At 64.3% G+C, this 18,762-nt stretch carries 18 protein-coding genes and 1 pseudogene; 7 read left to right on the top strand and 12 right to left on the bottom strand.

Annotation, left to right across the window (positions count from 1 at the left end; all coding sequences use genetic code 11):
* Window positions 1–946, top strand: a pseudogene (locus tag ACFQ00_RS06395) (IS3 family transposase); the annotation flags it as partial.
* 35 nt (window positions 947–981) lie between these two features.
* Here ACFQ00_RS06395 and ACFQ00_RS06390 read toward each other — a convergent pair.
* The 3 genes from ACFQ00_RS06390 to ACFQ00_RS06380 all read right to left on the bottom strand — a co-directional run bounded on the left by ACFQ00_RS06390 (window position 982) and on the right by ACFQ00_RS06380 (window position 2,309).
* Window positions 982–1,515, bottom strand: a complete 534-nt coding sequence (locus tag ACFQ00_RS06390; RefSeq protein ID WP_381487817.1) for a hypothetical protein — start codon at window positions 1,513–1,515, stop codon at window positions 982–984.
* Between the two features lie 193 nt (window positions 1,516–1,708).
* The gene (locus tag ACFQ00_RS06385) at window positions 1,709–1,972 is read right to left on the bottom strand and encodes a conjugal transfer protein TraD (RefSeq protein WP_381487814.1); all 264 of its coding nucleotides are present in this window, start codon (window positions 1,970–1,972) and stop codon (window positions 1,709–1,711) included.
* A gap of 16 nt (window positions 1,973–1,988) precedes the next feature.
* On the bottom strand, window positions 1,989–2,309 hold the full coding sequence (locus ACFQ00_RS06380) for a conjugal transfer protein TraD (RefSeq protein WP_381487811.1): 321 nt from the start codon (window positions 2,307–2,309) through the stop codon (window positions 1,989–1,991).
* 175 nt (window positions 2,310–2,484) lie between these two features.
* Between ACFQ00_RS06380 and traA the strand changes: the two genes are divergently transcribed.
* On the top strand, window positions 2,485–5,346 hold the full coding sequence (traA, locus tag ACFQ00_RS06375; RefSeq protein WP_381487808.1) for a Ti-type conjugative transfer relaxase TraA: 2,862 nt from the start codon (window positions 2,485–2,487) through the stop codon (window positions 5,344–5,346).
* Between the two features lie 68 nt (window positions 5,347–5,414).
* Here traA and ACFQ00_RS06370 read toward each other — a convergent pair whose 3' ends face one another.
* The 6 genes from ACFQ00_RS06370 to ACFQ00_RS06345 all read right to left on the bottom strand — a co-directional run bounded on the left by ACFQ00_RS06370 (window position 5,415) and on the right by ACFQ00_RS06345 (window position 12,259).
* Window positions 5,415–6,422 (bottom strand): Csu type fimbrial protein, encoded by a 1,008-nt coding sequence (locus ACFQ00_RS06370; RefSeq protein ID WP_381487805.1) that lies wholly within the window; start codon window positions 6,420–6,422, stop codon window positions 5,415–5,417.
* Window positions 6,413–8,686 carry a fimbria/pilus outer membrane usher protein gene (locus tag ACFQ00_RS06365; protein WP_381487802.1) on the bottom strand — a complete coding sequence of 758 codons (2,274 nt, stop codon included), beginning with the start codon at window positions 8,684–8,686 and terminating at the stop codon, window positions 6,413–6,415. Before ACFQ00_RS06365 ends, ACFQ00_RS06370 begins: the two co-directional genes overlap by 10 nt.
* Window positions 8,687–8,799: 113 nt before the next feature.
* Complete coding sequence (locus ACFQ00_RS06360; RefSeq protein ID WP_381487799.1) at window positions 8,800–9,468, bottom strand: fimbrial biogenesis chaperone; 669 nt, start codon at window positions 9,466–9,468, stop codon at window positions 8,800–8,802.
* A 120-nt stretch (window positions 9,469–9,588) separates the two neighbouring features.
* Window positions 9,589–10,128, bottom strand: a complete 540-nt coding sequence (locus ACFQ00_RS06355; protein WP_381487796.1) for a Csu type fimbrial protein — start codon at window positions 10,126–10,128, stop codon at window positions 9,589–9,591.
* A 27-nt stretch (window positions 10,129–10,155) separates the two neighbouring features.
* Complete coding sequence (locus ACFQ00_RS06350; RefSeq protein WP_381487793.1) at window positions 10,156–10,698, bottom strand: Csu type fimbrial protein; 543 nt, start codon at window positions 10,696–10,698, stop codon at window positions 10,156–10,158.
* 958 nt (window positions 10,699–11,656) lie between these two features.
* The gene (locus tag ACFQ00_RS06345) at window positions 11,657–12,259 is read right to left on the bottom strand and encodes a fasciclin domain-containing protein (protein WP_381487790.1); all 603 of its coding nucleotides are present in this window, start codon (window positions 12,257–12,259) and stop codon (window positions 11,657–11,659) included.
* A gap of 419 nt (window positions 12,260–12,678) precedes the next feature.
* Between ACFQ00_RS06345 and ACFQ00_RS06340 the strand changes: the two genes are divergently transcribed.
* The 4 genes from ACFQ00_RS06340 to ypfJ are packed head-to-tail and all read left to right on the top strand — an operon-like array spanning window position 12,679 to window position 16,618.
* Window positions 12,679–13,803 carry an 8-amino-7-oxononanoate synthase gene (locus ACFQ00_RS06340; protein ID WP_381487787.1) on the top strand — a complete coding sequence of 375 codons (1,125 nt, stop codon included), beginning with the start codon at window positions 12,679–12,681 and terminating at the stop codon, window positions 13,801–13,803.
* Window positions 13,800–14,417 (top strand): dethiobiotin synthase, encoded by a 618-nt coding sequence (bioD, locus tag ACFQ00_RS06335; protein WP_381487783.1) that lies wholly within the window; start codon window positions 13,800–13,802, stop codon window positions 14,415–14,417. The genes ACFQ00_RS06340 and bioD overlap by 4 nt, the downstream gene beginning before the upstream one ends.
* Window positions 14,414–15,658, top strand: a complete 1,245-nt coding sequence (locus ACFQ00_RS06330; RefSeq protein WP_381487780.1) for an adenosylmethionine--8-amino-7-oxononanoate transaminase — start codon at window positions 14,414–14,416, stop codon at window positions 15,656–15,658. The genes bioD and ACFQ00_RS06330 overlap by 4 nt, the downstream gene beginning before the upstream one ends.
* Window positions 15,659–15,715: 57 nt before the next feature.
* Complete coding sequence (ypfJ, locus tag ACFQ00_RS06325) at window positions 15,716–16,618, top strand: KPN_02809 family neutral zinc metallopeptidase (RefSeq protein ID WP_381487778.1); 903 nt, start codon at window positions 15,716–15,718, stop codon at window positions 16,616–16,618.
* Between the two features lie 9 nt (window positions 16,619–16,627).
* On the opposite strand, the gene ACFQ00_RS06320 is transcribed toward ypfJ, so the two are convergent.
* From ACFQ00_RS06320 to ACFQ00_RS06310, 3 genes are read right to left on the bottom strand one after another with little or no spacing between them, the layout of a single operon-like run.
* Window positions 16,628–17,386 carry a hypothetical protein gene (locus ACFQ00_RS06320; protein WP_381487776.1) on the bottom strand — a complete coding sequence of 253 codons (759 nt, stop codon included), beginning with the start codon at window positions 17,384–17,386 and terminating at the stop codon, window positions 16,628–16,630.
* Window positions 17,387–17,407: 21 nt separating this feature from the next.
* A complete protein-coding gene (locus tag ACFQ00_RS06315; RefSeq protein WP_381487773.1) occupies window positions 17,408–18,076 on the bottom strand; it encodes a hypothetical protein in 669 nt (222 codons plus the stop codon).
* Between the two features lie 40 nt (window positions 18,077–18,116).
* Window positions 18,117–18,458 (bottom strand): ribose-phosphate pyrophosphokinase, encoded by a 342-nt coding sequence (locus ACFQ00_RS06310; protein ID WP_381487770.1) that lies wholly within the window; start codon window positions 18,456–18,458, stop codon window positions 18,117–18,119.
* A 74-nt stretch (window positions 18,459–18,532) separates the two neighbouring features.
* Between ACFQ00_RS06310 and ACFQ00_RS06305 the strand changes: the two genes are divergently transcribed.
* Window positions 18,533–18,754, top strand: a complete 222-nt coding sequence (locus tag ACFQ00_RS06305) for a hypothetical protein (protein WP_374593797.1) — start codon at window positions 18,533–18,535, stop codon at window positions 18,752–18,754.
* The last annotated feature ends 8 nt before the right edge of the window (window positions 18,755–18,762 follow it).

Here is an 18,762-nt window from a genome sequence, read left to right as displayed (position 1 = left end):
CCTGCATCCGAGAAGCTGGAGATAATCCGGATCGTCGAGCAGTCGCACCTGCCCGCCAAACGCACGCTGGACCAGCTCGGCGTGGCACGGCGCACCTTCTACCGCTGGTATGATCGTTACCTTGAAGGTGGCCCCGAGGCGCTGGCAGACCGACCATCCGGGCCGAGCCGGGTGTGGAACCGCATCGGCGAGGATGTCCAGCAGCAGATCGTCGAGATGGCGCTGGAACAGACCGAGCTGTCCCCGCGAGAACTGGCGGTGCGCTTCACCGACGAGCGGCGCTACTTCGTGTCCGAAGCTACGGTTTACCGGCTGCTCAAGGCTCATGATCTGATCACCAGCCCGGCCTACACCGTGATCAAGGCGGCAGATGCGTTCCACACACAAACCTCCCGCCCCAACGAGATGTGGCAGACCGACTTTACCTACTTCAAGATCATAGGATGGGGCTGGGTCTATCTCTCGACCGTGCTCGACGATTACTCGCGCTACATCATTGCATGGAAGCTCTGCACCACCATGCGAGCCGAGGACGTCACTGACACGCTCGATATGGCACTGGCAGCCTCAGGCTGCGACCACGCCAATGTGCTATGGCCCCAGCTACATCGCGAGCGAGTTGGCCGAATACATCGACGCCAACAAGATGAGCCACGTGCGCGGCGCACCCTTCCACCCACAGACCCAAGGCAAGATCGAGCGCTGGCATCAGACGCTCAAAAACCGTGTGCTGTTGGAGAATTACTTCCTGCCGGGCGATCTCGAACAGCAGATCAAGGCCTTCGTCGAGCATTACAACCACCAGCGCTACCACGAGGGCCTCGACAACGTCACACCCGCCGATGCCTACTTCGGCAGGGCTGCCGCCATCATCAAACGAAGAGAAAGGATCAAGCGAAAGACACTCGAACATCGGCGCTTGCAACACCGCAAGCTCGCCGCCTAAACATCAATCCAAGACGAGGCCCACACTCCGCTGATCTACGCCGCGAGTTGTGCCAAATGTGCTGACGACGGACAGCGGCGCAGTGTCACGAGATCCTCTTCTGCGAGCATAATGCCCATAGTCGGATAGTCAGGATGGAACGGCTTGCGGACCCGTCCATCTGGTACAGATGGGATGAGCAGCGCAAATGCGGGGTTGAAACGGCGACGTTTCCATCCCGATACTTCTTCTAAATCTCCAGTATTTCTGCCTAGGTCGGGCCTTTCCAGCAACAAGCGTGCGAGTGCGACCGAGTCCTCAACAGGATCATGACCGGTGATTGCCACGTCACTCGCGATGAACAGTTCGACGGTGGTGAGTACCCGCGGAAGAGCAGGACCGACGACACGCGAAAGTGTGACGAGGCCGTACGCCTCCAGCTCAGCAAGGGCGAGGCTGACCGACTTTCGGTCTTCCAGAGGAAAGGCTTCCAGAAGTTCGTCGCCGAAGTGGCGGGACAACCCGTCGACGCAGTGTTCTGCCATGTGACGACCGAGCAGCTGCGCAAGATCACTTAGATGCTCATGCACGGCCGCATTCTTCCTCTCGTGGATCGACTAGATGCCGTACAATGAGGCGAGCGTGAAATTCGCTATCTCCCGCTGACATATTGGGGCTCCTAATTAGGTATTGATCAAATTCTGATCGAATACTCAAGCTTCATCCATGCTCTAAATTGACTTTCTTCACCTTTCCAATGGAACGTCCAATTACGACAGTGTCCTATATTGCAATTTGTGCAGGTTGAGAGGACGACAAACGGACTTGACGCCCAGTTTCGATGAGCTCCGCTTCGAACGCCCGTTTCCCCTTGCGCCGCCACAGCGCAATGACCTCATCGCGCCGTTCGCCATCCGCCTGCTGCACAAGCCCGAGCAGCGCGCCGTAGATCGCCGCACGGTCATCTTCGACGAGCACGTCGAGCCTGCCCTTGACGATGAGCCCGCCGAGCTCAATGAGCCGGCGCGTCCGCTCGCGGCGCTTCACGACCCAATCCCGCGTATCAGCCCGCACCCGCTGCGCCTGCAGCCGGCTCCTGAGAACGCGGAGCCGGTGCTCGGCGCACAGTGTCCTTCGCAGCGCCGTCTGCATGTTTCCCGCGCAGAAAGAACGCGGCACCCGCCCTGCGCCATTCCTCCCTCTGCACCATGTCGGTGGTCGCGGCGGCATGGACCAGCACGCCCGCGAGCACGTCGATGCCAAGCGCATCGGCACCGGTCGCCGCGACCAGCTGCCCAAGCTCACGAAGCTTCCGGTCCTGAAGCGCTTTCACCTTGTCGGCGAGCAGCTTCATCTCGGCATCATAGTCACGGGGTCTGCGCATGGGATGTGTCCCTTCGATTCTGCGGTGATTTGCCCGAGGCTACGAGTCGTTTGCGCTTCCCGTAAAGAGCCCGAACCTGTGTGAGACCACCCGGTCCCTCGCGAGATTCGATCTTGTGAGGGCGCGCTTATACGTCGTGCCGACGTGGCTTTCGGGGTGTAGATGGATAGCCCTCATGGCGATCTATCACTTCAGCGCGAAGGTCATCAGCCGGAGCACCGGCGCGAGCGCGCTTGCGTCCGCGGCATACCGCTCAGCCTCGCGACTGCACGACCAGCGCCTCGATCGCCATCACGACTTCACCAACAAGGCCGGGGTCATCCACTCCGAAGTGATGCTGCCGGAGAACGCCCCCGAGCCGCTGCGTGACCGCGAAGTGCTCTGGAACAGCGTCGAGGCCGCAGAGGTGCGCAAGGACGCACAGCTCGCGCGCGAGGTCGAGTTCGCGCTGCCAAGGGAACTGGAACAGGCAGACGCGATTACCGTGGCGCGCGACTTCGTCGCCCGTGAGTTCGTCGATCGCGGCATGTGCGCCGATCTCAATGTCCACTGGGACATCGGCGCCGATGGGATGGCAAAGCCCCATGCCCATGTCATGCTGACGATGCGAGAAGTGGACGCGGACGGCTTCGGCGCGAAGGTGCGCGATTGGAACAGCACGCGGCTCCTCGAACACTGGCGCGAAGCCTGGGCGCAGCATGTGAACCGCGCGCTCGCCGAGCGCGACATCGACGTCACCGTCGATCACCGCAGCCTCGAGGCGCAGGGCATCGACCTCGAGCCCCAGAACAAGATCGGCCCGGCGGCATCGCGCATGGCGGACGTCGGCCTCACCGGCGAGCGGCTCGACGAGCACCGCGCCATCGCGCGCGCGAACGGCGAGCGTATCCTCGCAAGCCCCGAGGTGGCGCTCGATGCGCTGACCCACCAGCAATCGACGTTCACGCGGCGCGAGCTTGCGATGTTCGTGCACCGGCATAGCGACGGCAAGGACCAGTTCGACCATGTGCTCGCCACCGTGGAAGCCTCGCCCGAGCTGATCGCGCTTGGCAAGGACGGGCGCGAGCAGGAGCGGTTCACATCCCGTGCGATGCTGCAGACCGAGCAGCGGCTCGAACAGGCCACAGAGCGCCTGCACGAACAGCAGAAGCATAATGTCCGCGACCTGTTCCGCGACCATGCCGTGGCGCGCGCCGCGCGGCATGGCCTCGTGCTCTCGTCCGAGCAGCGCGCAGCGCTCGACCATGCCACCGAGCCCAAAGGCCTTGGCATCATTGTCGGCTACGCCGGAACGGGGAAGTCCGCGCTGCTCGGCGTGGCGCGCGAAGCCTGGGAAGATGCCGGCTACCGCGTGCGCGGTCTCGCGCTCTCCGGCATCGCTGCCGAGAACCTCGAAAGTGGGTCGCGTATCGCATCGCGAACGATCGCGGCGCAGGAGCACAGCTGGGCGAACGGCGCCGATCGTCTGACACCCCGCGATGTGCTCGTCATCGACGAGGCCGGGATGATCGGTACGCGGCAGATGGAACGCGTTATGAGCCACGCCAGCGAGGTCGGCGCGAAGGTGGTGCTGGTGGGCGATCCCGAGCAGCTGCAGGCGATCGAGGCGGGCGCGGCGTTCCGCAGCATCCATGAGCACCATGGCGGCGTCGAGGTCACCGAGATCCGCCGTCAGCACGACGCCTGGCAACGCGATGCCGTGCGGCAGCTCGCGACGGGCAGAACGGCGGAGGCGGTCCATGCGCTCAGGGAGCATGACCGTGTCCACGCATTGCCGACCGAAGCAGACGCGAAAAAACAGCTCGTCGACCGCTGGGACAAGGACCGGAAGGCGCAGCCGCAGAAGAGCCGGCTGATCCTCGCGCACACGCGCGCCGACGTTGCATCGCTCAACACGCTCGCCCGCCAGCGCCTGCGGCTCGGCAAACAGCTGGGCGACGATGTCCGTGTCGAGACCACCAAAGGCCCAAAGCCGTTCGCGCGCGGCGACCGGGTGATGTTCCTTCGGAACGAGAAAAGCCTTGGCGTCAAGAACGGCTCGCTCGGCAGGGTCGAGAACGTGACCCAGGCGCGCATGGCGGTGATGCTCGATGACGGCAGGAGCCTGCAGTTCGACACGAAGCTCTATACCGACATCGATCATGGCTATGCCGCCACGATCCACAAAGCGCAGGGCGTGACGGTCGACCGGACCTATGTGCTCGCAACGCAGGGCATGGACCGGCACGGCGCCTATGTGGCGCTGTCGCGCCACAGAGAGCGCGCCGATCTCTACTACGGCAAGGAGACGTTCAAGAACGAGCCGCAGCTGATCCGCACGCTCGGCCGCGACCGCGGCAAGGACATGGTCGGCGACTATGGGCCTGTCGCAGACAAGGCAGAAGCGTTCGCCATGCGCCGGGGCATCACGCTCCGGGAGCGCGCCAAAGAGATCGCCATCAAGGTCCGTGACATGTTCGAGGGGCTCCAGCTCAAAAGCACCCCCATCCAGACGCCGAAGCCGCAGCTCGAGCCGGCGGTCGAGCAGTACGCGCGCACGGTGCACAAGGTCCGTGAGATGGGGCTTGCGCGCGTGCCGATGAGCGAACCCCTGCGCGTCCTGCACGCCCGCGACGAGGCCGCGCTCGATGCGATCCGCCCCGGCGCGGCGCGCGACCTTCGCAATGCATGGCGCGCAGACCTGAAGCTCCTCGACACCATGGCGCGCGGCGACGTGCGGCAGGCGCGCGCGCTCCTCGACGAGGCCGCGCGTGTCCGCAGCGACCCCGCGTACCGCGCCGACCGGTTCGTCGCCGAATGGACGCGGCTCAGGAAGCAGCAGGAGCATGCGAGGTTCTGGGGTGAGGAGCACAAGCTCCCGAAGATCAACGCCGGCATGGTCGGACTCGCGAAGAGTCTCGAGCGCGACGCGCAGATGGAATCGCTCCTTCGGCCACGCGCCCGCGAACTCGGATTGTTCCTGCCGTTCGAACGTGAACTCTCCAGGGAACTCTCACACTGGTTCGGGCTGGAACGAGGACGGGGGCTGGAGCGGTAGGCTCACAGGTAAGCGAGCGAGACCTTGAGGATGCGTCACCCGCTGAACGGAGAACGCTAGCGATTTCGTCAGAAGGTCACATCAAGGATGATCGTGTCCGTATAGGTTCCGGCGGGCGGCGTCGGCTGGGCGGGATCGATGACGGCACGGTAGGTGAAACCCTGCAGCGTACTGCCATCATAGAGACCGGGGTTGTTGTCCGCACCTGCGCTGCTGCGGCGTTCAGCGCCGATGCTGCCCCAACGATCCGTCGAGGCCGTATCGCGGTAGATGTCATAGGCGAGATAGTCACTGGTGGCCGCGCGGCGCATGCGGCGCGTGCTCCCGCTGGCGTTGGTGCCGTTGTCGAGGCCGACCGTATAGGCCGCGCCGGCGCTGCAGCGGATCGAGATAGTGCGCGTCACGGGATTGAACGTGCCCGCCAGCGGTGCGGCGCCGAACGCGAGATCGGGGGCGGTGATGATGCAGTCGTTCTCGACGGTGAGCGACACGTTGATGGTGACGGGTACGCCAGTGCCCCAGTTGGTGAGGACACCAAAGATGTTGCGTGTCGCGCCCGGGCTGTCCGAATAGGCAAGGCAAGCGACAACGCCCAGCGTACAGACCGAGAAGTACCAGCGCAGCGAGACGGAACCGGTGTAACTGCCCGCCGCGAGGCCGGTGGTCGGCGTGGTACGGAAATAGACAGGGACCGCGCCGCCGGGGCCGGAAAAGAGATTGAGCAGGTCGAATCCAGAGAAATCGAATTCGGCGCCGGCGCCGATGGCCGCGCCGCCCGCCGTGCCCGACATTACGAAAGGAATCGTCTGGCCGCCGGGGCTGGTCAGCAGGAAGCTCGAACTTTCAACGCGCAGTTTGAGATAGGAGGTGGTGATCAGCGAAATCGCGCCGCATGCCATGCCGCTGCCGCCGCTTCCGGATTGGCTGGTCGTGCCGACGACGAACGAGGATTCACTGCCAAGATCGGTGCTGGCCGTCCCGACCGAGCAGGATCCAAATGTCTGCGCGGCGGCCGCCGAGGACCAGCAGAAGGCGGCGGGAAGCAGCGTGAGCGCGAGGCATTTGGCTATTGGCATGTCAGGGTTCCCGCATCGATCACGCCTTCGGCATTCTCTGCCGCGAACGTGGCCGTGCAAATGCTGTCGTCGGGCAATCTCACGGACAACCGGTTCCGCGGCGCAAGCGTTTCCAGATACAGGAAGCCGTCCCAGCCCACATAGGCGCCCGGCATGCCGTTGACGGCGACCGCCGAACCGACAGGGAGCGGCGCGCCCGAAGAATCCCGCAGGGTGATCCGCGCCGCCACTAACCTCTTCACCGGGAAGGCGAGCAGGTAGCCGCTGCCGCGCGTCACGGCGATGCGCTGCTCGACCACCGGCGTTTCGATCGAAGGCGGCAGTCCGAGCGGGTCGATCTCGTATTTGGCGCGGTAATAGCTGGTCGCCCACGGCACCAGAAGATGGCCTTTGCCGTTGCTGCGGCCGACGCGCTGGTTCTCATAGCGGACGGGGATGTTGGGTTCGCCAGTGCTCACGAGAACGAAGGCGTCGGCAATGCGGTTGGCGGCGAACACGGCGTTGTCCATCATCACCAGCGAGCCGCTTGCCCCCGCCCAGCGGGTCACGCCGCGCGCGCTGCCATAGGCGCCGCCGCGAACCTCGACATTCGGGCCGCGCCATGTGAAGTCGCCCTGCGCATAAAGATCGGTGCCGCGATAGCGCGCCGCGCCCATGCTGAAGCCGAGGCCGCCTTCGCTCGGCACGGCGCGCGAATAGTCCGCACGCCAGCTGTTGCTGCCGTCCGTTTCCCGCACATAGCCGCTGCTCGCCATGCCGCCGTCGCCGCCGAACGGAATCGAAAGACTCGTCGATGCCGACCAGGTCTTGTCCTCGAACTCACGGCTCGCCGACATGTAGAGGCGGGCGAGACGCCCGAGCGGCAGGGCCCAGGAGGCTGTCGCGAGCCGGGCCTTGTCGCCTTTGCTGTCCCGCGTCTCGAACCAGGCTGCGCCAAGATTGCCATAACGGCCGGTGGAAACACTGGCGGTAACGGAACTGAGCCGCCGCCAGGCAGCCATATGGCCCTCGATGGCAATGTCCGCGAAATCGATATCGCGGCGGATATGGTTCGCGGACAGGGAAAAGCGGCGAGCCTGATACGCGTAGCCCACCGAGACCTGCCCGCCTTCCATGCCGTGATGACCGCTATGGCTGTAGGAGGCTGACACGATCCCGGCGTTGCCGACGCCGAACACGCCGCCGATGCCGCCGAGCACGACATGCTCCGAAGCTTCGGCATGCGCTTCCAGCGTGACCGCATCGGTAATGCCGCGCCGAAGCGAAGCGCTGGCCGCGGCTTCGCCGTAGTCGAAGTTGCGCGTGCCGTAGTTGCGCCGAAGCAGACCGCCGGAGACCGCATAGTCGGTGAGCCCCGGACGCAGCAGCGCGCTGGAGACATAGAACGGCAGCGTCGTCGTCACCCGCCTTCCAAGCGCATCGGTCACCGTGAGATTGGCTTCTCCCGCGCCGCTGATCTGCGGCCGCGTCGACATCGTGAAGGGACCTGGCTCGATGGCGGCTCCGCCCGCGCGGTGATCGTTGATGAACAGCTCGACCGTGGACGGGAGCGCGGCCTCTCCGGCGAACTCGGGCAGGGGATAGGTGACGACATCGGGTCGCACCGCGAAATCGCGCGACACCTGAACGCCGCCAAGCCGAACCGCGCCCGTCCACGGCAGCCCGCGTGTGATGAGGTCGCCAGCTTCCCAGGTGACCATCCGCGCTTCGTTCGATCGGGTCCAGCGGCTGTCGTAGCGCGTGAAGCGCGTGCCATGGCTGCCGGTCTGCCAGACGCCGGTGGTGGAAGCGATCCCGGCGGGTCCGAACACGCGCGCCTCGTTCCACAGCGACAGTGTTGCCTTGCGCCCGTCGGGATCGCTGACGAAGAGCTCGTAATTGAAGACGGCGCCAGGGCTGCTGCGCGCCGGCTCGTCCGATATCTCGGTCACGCCCAGGCGCTGGCGCGGCAGCCACTCCGGCGGCACGGAAAGCGCAAGGCGCTGATTGGCGGCGTCATATTCCGCGTCGACCTCCGGTATCGCGCTCAGCGCGATCAGCCGGGTTTCGTCTCCGTCGATGGGGAGATCGGCACGCTTGAGATCGGCACCCTGTACGACAGGACCGTCAGCGCGCATCAGGACAGGCACGATCGCACCCGTTGCCGCGCCGTTGATGACGAGCTCAAGCTGAAGCGGCACGTCTTCGAGCGTTGCGGAAGGTACGGGGGGCGGCAGCACATCATATTCGCTTGATGCAGCCAGAGCTGGGCTGGCGGTCGTCACGAGCAAGCACCATCCGGCGTAGGATGCCATGCGCGAGGGGCGTGCGACATGCATGCCATATCACCGCGCATGCCGATGTCGTCTGGATATCGCAGCCGGCCCCATGCCAGGGTTCACTGCGCCATCGGATGGAATTGCACGCCCGGCGTGCCGTTGACGGTGGCGATCAGCGTCCCCTGTGAGGAAATACTCTCCGGCAAGGGCCAGCGGGCCAGCGCGCCCGGCAGTACATAACCGAGAAGACCTGGCGTCAGAGGTTGAGCGTGTCCGCCTGATGTAAAGCCGACATCGACGAGCCGGGCATGAACATTGCCGTCGTTCCGAACCTCCAGAAACGTCTTGCCGTTGGCTTCTGCTGTCCGCCAGCGCAGCGGCGGCACTTGCGGGCTACGTTTTTTATCGGTTTTGCCAACGGCGGGTTCCGCACCGTCTCCGTAAGTGAACAGCGGCAGGGAATAACGCATACGGAAACGCACCGAGGCGCCGGCCTGTGCGGGCTGCATGGCATCCGCAACCGGAATCTCATCGATGATGACGCGGTAGGCCAGCTCGCGGTTCGCGACGGCGGCGGCCGTGCGTGTCAGACGCACGAGCTGCCGCTTGCCGGGTTCGATCCGGACCATCGGCGGTGTACCGACCACATCGTTCTGACGGGCGTACGCGTTTTCGCCGTCCGGCTGCGCCCATGCGAAGATGCGAACCTGCAGCAGAATGGGTGCAGTGCCGGGATTTTCAAGCCACAGCGCGGCGGCGCTGCGGCCGGCCTTGATGACGGGATCCACCGGCCAGATCAGTACCGACCCCGCAGGCTGCGCAGTCGCAGCCGGAGGCAGATACGCCAAGAGGGCGGCGGTTGCCGCATATGCCCAGGTCCTCATGTTCGTCCCCCTAAAACTCGCTCTTCACCAGGTGAGCGTCACCGTAAGCACATCCGAATAGGTGCCGGCGGGCAGACCGCCGGGTAGCGTCAGCCGGCCGAAAACTGGCAGGCGGATGTCGTTCATGTTTGCAGCCGTGACCGTAATGCCGACGCTGCCCCCGATCGCGATCGGTGCCGTGCACGCAGCATCCCCGCAGACGCTGTAAGCGATTTGCTCGGCCGGATTCGCCCCGCGTTGAAGATGCCGCGTGGATCCCGCCGCATGGTCTCCGCCGTCGATGCTCATGGCGAGCGCGACGCCCGGCGTGCAGCGCAGCGTTATGGCCTGTGTGGTCGCGACGCTCGCGGTATGTGTCGCGGTGGAAAGCGCCGAGTCTGTTCCGAAATCGAGCGTGCCGATGACGCCGGCATTTCCGCTCGTGCCAAGACCGTCGACAAGGCAACCGGGTTCGATGGTCGCGGAAACCTGGAAGCTGGCACCGGTTGCCGCGCGGGCCGCGAAGGGCGTGGACACCAGCATCGGCAGGAGGCCGCATACGGCGACCCGTCCGAGCGCTCTCATGGCGTGGCCCCCGCCCCCGTGCTCTCGCTAGAGTTCCAGAACCACTGTTATGACATCGGTGTAGGTGCCCGCGATCAGGCCCGTGGCTCCGTAGGCGCGTCCATAGACGGGAACGACCTGCGCGCTGCCATCGGTCGCCAGCGCGATGTTTCCGCCGATGGGAATCACGGTGGAACGGCCTGCGTCCGAAAACAGGCTGTAGGTCACATACTGACCGGCGGTGACAGTATGCTCCATCGCGCGATTGCCACCGCCCGATCCGGATCCATCGTTCTGGCCGGCATTGAAAACGAGGACGGGTGAGACGCCGGGGCTGCACTGTACGGCAATGCCGGCCCCGGTGCCCGTCACTTCACCATCGGCCTGTGTAAACAGTGTATTGTGGCTGCCGAAGTCGATTTCACCAAAATCCACTGAGGCACTGCCATCGTCGGCACTTTGCGCATTGACGACACAACCAGTCGTCAATGTAATCGTTGCATCTATGCTTCCGGTTATATCTGCGTAAGATGCAGTGCTCACAAAACAAAGTATGCCTGAAACCTTTGCGCAGTATCGTATATTGAACATGTATTTGTCCTAACATCACAATCATGTAAGGCCGCTAGTCTGTTCGTTGGATCATTCGCCAATTATATTAAGAACTTGCAAACGCCGGGCCTTTTTCCCGGTTGGCTGGAATTGATCCGTATCAAGGGTCTTGCGATATTTGAGACAGGTGGAAAATACCATTGTAACATATTGAAATAAATATATATTATTTAATTGTTGCGGATAAAAAACATTCTTGCCCTTGAACAACCGCACGAGGGAATGCAGCCGACTGAACGTTAGCAAACGCTGAATCGGTAGCGATAAATGGGTTAGATCTCGACCGTCAGGGATCGACAATCGCAGTTATAACGAACGGAGAATAGCGAACCGGCGCGCAGCGTACATCAGTACGTGAGCACCGGAAGCGCAGAAAGCTGCCGTTTGCAGCCCGGCATGGACGGCTCTGCGCCCCGTTTCAAAGCAAACGGGGGCTGACCTTTCGGCCAGCCCCCACTCGCTCCGTTGGTCCTGCGCCATTCAGCCATGCGGCTGACGTTCAGGCTTCGGGGCTTGCGTCTCCGTCGGTCCCGGGGGGATCGTCCGGTTTCGCATTTCGATGCCGTTCGCCGGGGTCCATCCACGTCGCCTGTGCTTCGCACTGGCGGGTTTTCGGGCCGGGGTTTCCGGTATCGAGGACCATCGGTATTTCCTGTGGACTCCGCTTTCGCGTCGCATACGGGAAATGGAACCGAGACCCTGGTGGTTTTCCGGGGACTTCCGCCCGTTTCCGAGCTTTCGCCGCTTTCCGACCACGCATTGAAGGTCTCACGAATCCGTGAGTCGCCAAAGCGAAAAATGCGCTCGGCAGCCTGTGGATAATGGGGATATCGGGGATAAGAGGGCAGATTCGCCCAAAATGGAAACGCCCCACGCCGCATAGGGGCGCAGGGCGTTCCTGTAAAGCCTTGATCGGACTGTGATCGTTGCGCCGTACTTAACCCTGCGCAGGAACCACAATGCCATTGACGACGTGAACGACACCGTTCGAGGCCTGAACATCGGGCTTCGTGATATAGGTCGCATTGCCCTGACTGTCGGTGAGCTTGACGATGCCGGCGTCGAGCGTCGCGGTCAGCGTGCTGCCTTGGACGGTTTTCACCTCGGCCTTGCCGCCACCCGCTTCGATCGCGGCCACGACATCGGCTTGCGTCAGCCTGCCGGGAACGACAAAATAATTGACGAGGCCCGAAAGCTGCGCCTTTGCGTTCGGCTGCATCAGCTGCTGAACCGTGGTCGTGCCAAGCCGCGCGAACGCATCATTGTTTGGGGCAAAGACCGTGAACGGTCCCGGCTGCGAAAGATCGTCAACCAGCTCGGCAGCCTTCACGGCCTGCGCGAGCGTGCTGAGTTCCGGAGTCGCGAGAACGTTGCCGATCACCGAAGTGGGGTCGACGGCGACGGCCGTTTCAACTTGGGCCTCGGCGGGAGCTGCAGGCGCTGCGGTCGCGGCTTCGGGGGGCTCCGCGACCTGCGCCGCGACAGGCGTGGCCAACAGTGCGGAAATGGCAACCGCCTTCAGAAACGTGGAAGTCTTCATTCTTCTCCCTCTCGGTGATCGGGCGCACGAGCCCTCGATCTAGCAACCGCAGCATAGCGTGAAGGTTCCGAATGAAATGACGGGTGAAAACGGCCTGCCCCGGGCGTGGCTCGATTCGCCTCGAACCGTCGCAAAGCAGCGCAAAACGGAGAAAGGCCGCCCCGGATCGCTCCGGCACGGCCTTTCAACATGGGTCAGCGGCCGGCAGTCCGGCCCGGGAACCCGTCTAATCCTCAGGCAAAAGCCTCAGGCGCGATACCCCCGAACGAGCTGAACCGACCCCATCGCTGAACCATGAGACATCGGTCACCTCCTTTCGCACTTGTTGAACTCGATTCGAAAGATGGGGACAAAAACGCGATCCTGCAAGCATCAAAAAGGCGTGTCCCTCCGGCGCATCTTGGTCTAGGCAGCGCGCCATGTCGGTTTTCGAGGCCCTCGCCAGCGATCTCCAGCGGCTCGACGCCGCCTCCCGCCGCAGGCGGCTGATACCGCGCGTGGGCACGGACTTCTCTTCGAACGATTATCTCGCACTCGCAGGCGATCCCGCGCTTGCCGCCGCCGTCGCGGAGGCGGTCGCGCGCGGTGTTCCCGCCGGCTCGGGCGGTTCGCGGCTGCTGCGCGGCAATCATCCGGAGCACGAGACGCTCGAAGCCGAAGCCGCGCGCTTCTTCGGCGCCGAAAGCGCGCTGTGGTTCGCGACCGGCTACACGGCGAACTCGGCGATCGTCTCGACGCTGCCGCAGCGCGGCGATCTCGTCGTCTATGATGAACTCATCCACGCCAGCGTCCACGAAGGCTTGCGGCTCACGCGCGCCGAAGCCGTCGCCGTGCCCCACAACGACGTCGATGCCTTCGCCGATGCGATTGCCGCGTGGCGCGGCCGCGGTAGCGCGGGCCGCGCCTGGATCGCGGTCGAAAGCCTCTACAGCATGGATGGAGACCGCGCGCCGCTCGCCGATCTCGCCGCGCTTGCCGATGCGAACGACGCCGTTCTCATCATAGACGAAGCGCACGCGACCGGCGTGTTCGGCGAAGCTGGCCGCGGGCTCGCGGCGGCGCTCGAAGGCCGCGACAACGTCATCACGCTGCACACCTGCGGCAAGGCGCTCGGCTGCGAAGGCGCGCTCGTCTGCGCGCCCGCCGTCGTCAACGACTTCCTCGTCAATCGCGGGCGCGGATTCATCTTCTCGACCGCCCCTTCGCCGCTGATGGCGGCCGCTGTACGCGCAGCGCTGCGCATCATCGAAACCGCCGACGATCGCCGTGCAAAGCTCGCCGCGCTCATCGCCCATGCCGAGCGTACGCTGGGCCCACATGGCGCGCTCATCTCGGGCTCGCAGGTGATGCCGCTGATCCTCGGAGACGACGCGCGCACCATGCGCGCGGCGGGCGCGGTTCAGGCCGCCGGGTTCGACGTGCGCGGCATCCGTCCGCCAACGGTACCGGCGGGCACCTCGCGCCTGCGCATCTCGCTGACGCTGAACGTCTCCGAAAACGACGTATCGGCCCTCGCGGCAGTCCTTCAAGAGGTGCTTGCATGAGCCGCATCGTCGTCACCGGCACCGATACCGGCGTCGGCAAGACGGTGTTCGCCGCCGCGCTCACCGGAGCGCTTCGCGCGCATTACTGGAAACCCGTGCAGGCGGGTCTCGAAGACGGCAGCGACACGGAAAGCGTCGCGGCGCTTTCGGGCCTTCCGGTGGATCACATCCTTCCCGAAGCCTACCGTCTCACGACGCCCTGCTCGCCGCACCGCGCCGCCGAGCTCGACGGCATAGAGATCGATCCCGCCCGCCTCGCCCTCCCGGCGCATAATCCGCTCGTCGTCGAAGGCGCAGGCGGCGCGCTCGTCCCGGTAACCCGCCGGATTCTCTACGCCGACGTTTTCGCCCGCTGGGGCCTCCCGGTCGTCATCGTCGCGCGCACCGAACTCGGCACGATCAACCACAGCCTGCTCACCGTGGAGGCGCTGCGCGCGCGCGGCGTTTCCATCCTCGGCATCGCCTTTTCCGGCGACGCCAACGAAGACAGCGAAGCCACGATCTGCGCGATCGGCAAGGTCAGGCGTCTCGGTCGCCTCCCCCACGTCCCCCTCACCGCACCGTCTCTGTCGTCCGCCTTCGCATCCGCCTTCCGGCTGGAGGATTTCCGATGACCTCACCCGTCTGGCACCCCTTCACCCAGCACGGCCTCGGCGAACCGATCCCGCGCATCGTCCGCGCCGAAGGCTGCGCGCTTTACACAGACGACGGCCGCCGCATTATCGACGCCATCTCGTCGTGGTGGGTCACGACGCACGGCCACTGCCACCCGCGCATCATGGCCGCCATCGCCGATCAGGCGACGAAGCTCGACCAGATGATCTTCGCGGGCTGGACGCACGAGCCCGCCGAAACCGTCGCCGCCGCGCTCGTCGAGATGCTCCCCGCCCCGCTCGCGCACGTCTTCTTTTCGGACAGCGGCTCCACCGCCGTCGAGGTCGCGCTCAAGATGGCTCTCGGCTACTGGCGCGATCGCGGCGCCCGCCACCGCATCCTCGTGATGGAGCACAGCTACCACGGCGACACCATCGGCACGATGTCGGTGGGCGAACGCGGCGTCTACAATGCCGCTTACGACCCGCTGCTGTTCGACGTCGGCACCGTCCCCTTCCCTGCCGCAGGCCGCGAGCAGGAAACGCTCGACACGCTCGAACGCCTCTGCCGCACCGAAAGCCCGGCAGCCTTCATCGTCGAGCCGCTCGTCCTCGGCGCGGGCGGCATGATGATCTACGGCGCGGACACGCTCCGCGAGATGCACGCCATCTGCCGCCGCCACGGCGTCCTTTTCATCGCCGACGAGGTTATGACCGGCTGGGGCCGCACCGGCACGCTGCTCGCCTGCGAGCAGGCCGGGATCGTCCCCGACATCCTCTGCCTCGCCAAAGGCCTCACCGGCGGCGCCGTCCCGCTCGCCGTCACGCTCGCCACCCCGCCGATCTTCGAAGCACACCTCTCGAAGGACCGCGCCAAGCTCTTCTACCATTCGTCCAGCTTCACTGCGAACCCGCTCTCCTGCGCCGCCGCCGTCGCCAACATCGCGATCTGGCGCGAAGAGCCGGTGCTTGAACGCATCGCCGATCTCACCCAGCGCCAGGAGCAGAAGCTTGGGAAGCTTGCGACGCACCCCCGCATCCGAAACGCCCGCCAGATCGGCACGATCACGGCGGTCGAAGTCGAGGACACCACCGGCAACTATCTCTCCGCGCTCGGGCCCCGTTTGCTCGCGGCGTTCCGCGAACGCGACGTGCTGCTCCGCCCGCTCGGCAACACGGTCTACCTGATGCCGCCCTATTGCACGGACGACACGGACCTCTCGCGTATCTACGACGTGATCGAAGAGGCCATCGCGGAATAGTTTACGCCCACGCGGCAAGCCGGTACCTTCAGCGTCCAACAACCGGGGAGACCATCCATGCGCTGGCGCGGCCGCAGAATGAGCGACAACGTCGAGGACCAGACCGGCAGCGGTGGCGGCATGGGCTTCCCGATGGGTGGCGGCAGGCTCCCCATCGGCGGCAAGGGCGGCATGGGCTGCGGCACGCTTGTCATCGTCATCGTGCTGGCGCTCGTCTTCGGCGTCGATCCGATGCAACTCCTCGGCGGCCTTTCCCAGCAGGGCGGCGTTCCCACGCAGCAGCAGGCGCCGTCCGCTACCCCCGGCGAAGGCCAGGGCTGCGAACGCAGTGACCTCCACCGCTTCTCCTGCACCGTCCTCGCCGACACCGAAGACACGTGGAACAAGATCTTCAAGCAATCCGGGCAGGACTATCCGGAGCCGACGCTCGTCTTTTACGCAGGCCAGGGTCAATCCGGCTGCGGCACCGCGCAATCGGCGACCGGCCCCTTCTATTGCCCGGCGGACCAGAAGATCTACATCGACACCAGCTTCTTCGATCAGCTCGAAAAGCAGCTCGGCGCGGGAGGCGATTTCGCGCAGGCCTATGTCATCGCGCACGAGGTCGGCCACCACGTCCAGACGATCACCGGCCTGTCGAACGAACTCCGCCAGCAGCAGGCGCGGGTCAGCAAGGCGGAAGGCAATGCGCTGCAGGTGAAGATGGAGCTACAGGCGGATTGCTACGCGGGCCTCTGGGCTCGCACCGTCCAGCAGCAGCTCGAACCCGGCGACATCGAGGAAGCCCTCACCGCCGCGAACGCCATCGGCGACGACCGCCTGCAACGCCAGTCGCAGGGCTATGTGGTTCCCGACAGCTTTACGCACGGCACGTCGGCGCAGCGCATGGCCTGGTTCAAGCGCGGCTACGAGACGGGCGACCCGAACCGGTGCGACACCTTCTCGGCGCGGGAGCTTTGACGTCCGCTTCTAGAAGCGGCGTTCCTGATTGTCGGCAGAATCACACGTTCCGATAAAGGCATAGTCTGCTGTGCCACGAATCGAAATATGGCCAGACCGTCTGTCGATGGTGAGCTTGGGCTTGTTCAGTCCGTTCAAGCGATAATCAGCTGTGATCGTGTTCGGGCCGGTGGACACATTGTTCAGCTCCCACCACCCATGATCTCCCCGTGAGTGAATGGGCGGGATCAGCTTGTTCGGAAGACGGATGCGTCCGCCACCATCCCAGATCTGGATCATCACGGACGCATCGAAATCCTGCGTCGTGAGTTCGGTGCGGTTGCCATAGACATACCGGCCCTTGTCGAAATCCCAGGTATAGCCATAGCGCGTTGCCGTCGTCGGCCGCTTGCCTTCGCCGAAACAGACGAGCCCGATATCGAACCAGTGCTGGCCGTCGCCGGCACCGGGCACCGGGCGCGGCTCTGCCGAGAGGGGCGCCGCCGTCCGGCGACAATCGGCGGGGGGTGAGGTCGTGATCGCCTCATAGCGCCCATCCACGGTCGATACGGTGACGCAGGTCTGGGTTCCGGCGTTCCACCAGTATGTCCATTTGCGATCGTCGCCGGTCTCGCCGCCGACATTGGCGTACCCCCGCGCCTCAAGCTGTGTCTCCCCACCGGCTGCGCGCGCGCCGACAAGGTCACGAATGTCGGATGGTGTTTCGGCGGAAGCGGAGGTCGCGCCGCAAAGGCCTGCGAAAATAACCAACGACGTCGTTCGGCGCATTTCTTGTCCCCTGCTGCGTGGTCAGATGAGCAGTATTCCGATCAGTAATGTGAAAAGAAGGCCTCCGATCATCGCACATCCCGCCAAAAGACCGGCCCTGAAAATGCCACAGCCGAGCTGCCGACGAAACCAGACAATCTGAACCGCAAGATAAGCGATCAGCGCGGCGAGCATGATCGCGATGCCGAGAGCGGCCGACACCGTGCCACGGTGGAGAAGAAGCGTTCCGATGCCGATGGCCAGCGCAAACGGTGCGGCAGGATAGCATTGTTCGTAGAAAGGAGCTTTCAGCGTTTCGTCGCTGAGCTTCGATTTGCTGGCGCGCGCGACGATCGTCGCGAGGAGCAGGGGTATAATCGAGAATATGGCCAGCCTGAGAAGCAGGAGCTTCGTGTCGCTATCAACAAACCTCGCCAGGCCACGATTATCCGCAAGGATAAGATTGGTGCTGCCGTTCACGGACAGCTCGAGAGCGTGGGAAACCAGGAGCGCCAGCAGGAGGAAAAGCGGTGGGCTCAAGGCTTCGCGGAACTGCTTTTCGGGAAGCTCTCTCAGCTCCCTGCCGGCATAGGCCATCATTTCCAATGGGCGGGTTATCGTGCGCCAGAGCGTAAGCGGAAAGAAGATCAGCCAGCTCATCAGCTCATAAAGCAAATCGTCCAAAGACTGGATGAGCTGCATGAAGTTCATGGCGCAGCTTTACATGCCGAATTGGTGATGACAATCGGCGTCAGCGCTTCGCCCAATAGTCGAACACGCGCTTCTGGAGCTTCGTGACATGCCGCCGCGCGTCCGGGCCTTCCCACAGGCCCTTGTACCCTTCCGCGCCGCCCGCCACCCACCAGCCCTGCCCCGGCAGCCGGTCCGACTGGCGGACGACGAGCACCGCCATTTCCGGCTCGCCGCGCCCGCGCGCATAGGCGTCCACGTCGCCGAGAATCGTGCACAGTGCCCGCATCTTCGGCCGGGAGAAGCTGTAGCCGAACGCTCCGAGCGCCTCGGCATAGGTCACGCTCTCCCGCGCGCGGGCGTGAGCAAGCAGAAGCTCGCGAAGGTCCATCGGGTCGATCATTGCGGGACGCATCTTGCCAAGACGCGAAGCCAACCTAAATTGGTGTCATAGTCGAACGACACACTGGAACCCGAATGCTGAACCTCATCTCCGTCCTCATCGGCCTTGTCGCGCTCGTTGTCGGCATCATCGGCCTGTTCCCGCTCATCGGCCTCGTCAACTGGTTGGCGCTGCCCATCGCGGCGCTCGGCGCCGGCATCGGTACGTTGTCGGACAGCAACGCGGGCCGCAATCTCAACATCTTCGTGCTGATCCTTGCATCGGTTCGGCTTTGGCTTGGCGGCGGCATCCTGTAACCAGCCTG

The organism is Sphingosinicella xenopeptidilytica, from assembly GCF_042676985.1.
Taxonomy (GTDB): Bacteria; Pseudomonadota; Alphaproteobacteria; order Sphingomonadales; family Sphingomonadaceae; genus Sphingosinicella; species Sphingosinicella xenopeptidilytica.
The sequence above is the reverse complement of the archived record's forward strand: the minus strand, read 5'-3'. Positions and strand labels throughout refer to the sequence as shown.

Excerpts from the sequence above, each read along its gene's own strand:
- ACFQ00_RS06380 (WP_381487811.1), bottom strand. The coding sequence starts at position 2,309 with ATGCGCAGACCCCGTGACTATGATGCCGAGATGAAGCTGCTCGCCGAC.
- traA (WP_381487808.1), top strand. The coding sequence starts at position 2,485 with ATGGCGATCTATCACTTCAGCGCGAAGGTCATCAGCCGGAGCACCGGC.
- ACFQ00_RS06370 (WP_381487805.1), bottom strand. The coding sequence starts at position 6,422 with ATGCCAATAGCCAAATGCCTCGCGCTCACGCTGCTTCCCGCCGCCTTC.
- ACFQ00_RS06355 (WP_381487796.1), bottom strand. The coding sequence starts at position 10,128 with ATGAGAGCGCTCGGACGGGTCGCCGTATGCGGCCTCCTGCCGATGCTG.
- ACFQ00_RS06350 (WP_381487793.1), bottom strand. The coding sequence starts at position 10,698 with ATGTTCAATATACGATACTGCGCAAAGGTTTCAGGCATACTTTGTTTT.
- ACFQ00_RS06345 (WP_381487790.1), bottom strand. The coding sequence starts at position 12,259 with ATGAAGACTTCCACGTTTCTGAAGGCGGTTGCCATTTCCGCACTGTTG.
- ACFQ00_RS06340 (WP_381487787.1), top strand. The coding sequence starts at position 12,679 with ATGTCGGTTTTCGAGGCCCTCGCCAGCGATCTCCAGCGGCTCGACGCC.
- bioD (WP_381487783.1), top strand. The coding sequence starts at position 13,800 with ATGAGCCGCATCGTCGTCACCGGCACCGATACCGGCGTCGGCAAGACG.
- ACFQ00_RS06330 (WP_381487780.1), top strand. The coding sequence starts at position 14,414 with ATGACCTCACCCGTCTGGCACCCCTTCACCCAGCACGGCCTCGGCGAA.
- ypfJ (WP_381487778.1), top strand. The coding sequence starts at position 15,716 with ATGCGCTGGCGCGGCCGCAGAATGAGCGACAACGTCGAGGACCAGACC.
- ACFQ00_RS06320 (WP_381487776.1), bottom strand. The coding sequence starts at position 17,386 with ATGCGCCGAACGACGTCGTTGGTTATTTTCGCAGGCCTTTGCGGCGCG.
- ACFQ00_RS06315 (WP_381487773.1), bottom strand. The coding sequence starts at position 18,076 with ATGAACTTCATGCAGCTCATCCAGTCTTTGGACGATTTGCTTTATGAG.
- ACFQ00_RS06310 (WP_381487770.1), bottom strand. The coding sequence starts at position 18,458 with ATGATCGACCCGATGGACCTTCGCGAGCTTCTGCTTGCTCACGCCCGC.
- ACFQ00_RS06305 (WP_374593797.1), top strand. The coding sequence starts at position 18,533 with ATGCTGAACCTCATCTCCGTCCTCATCGGCCTTGTCGCGCTCGTTGTC.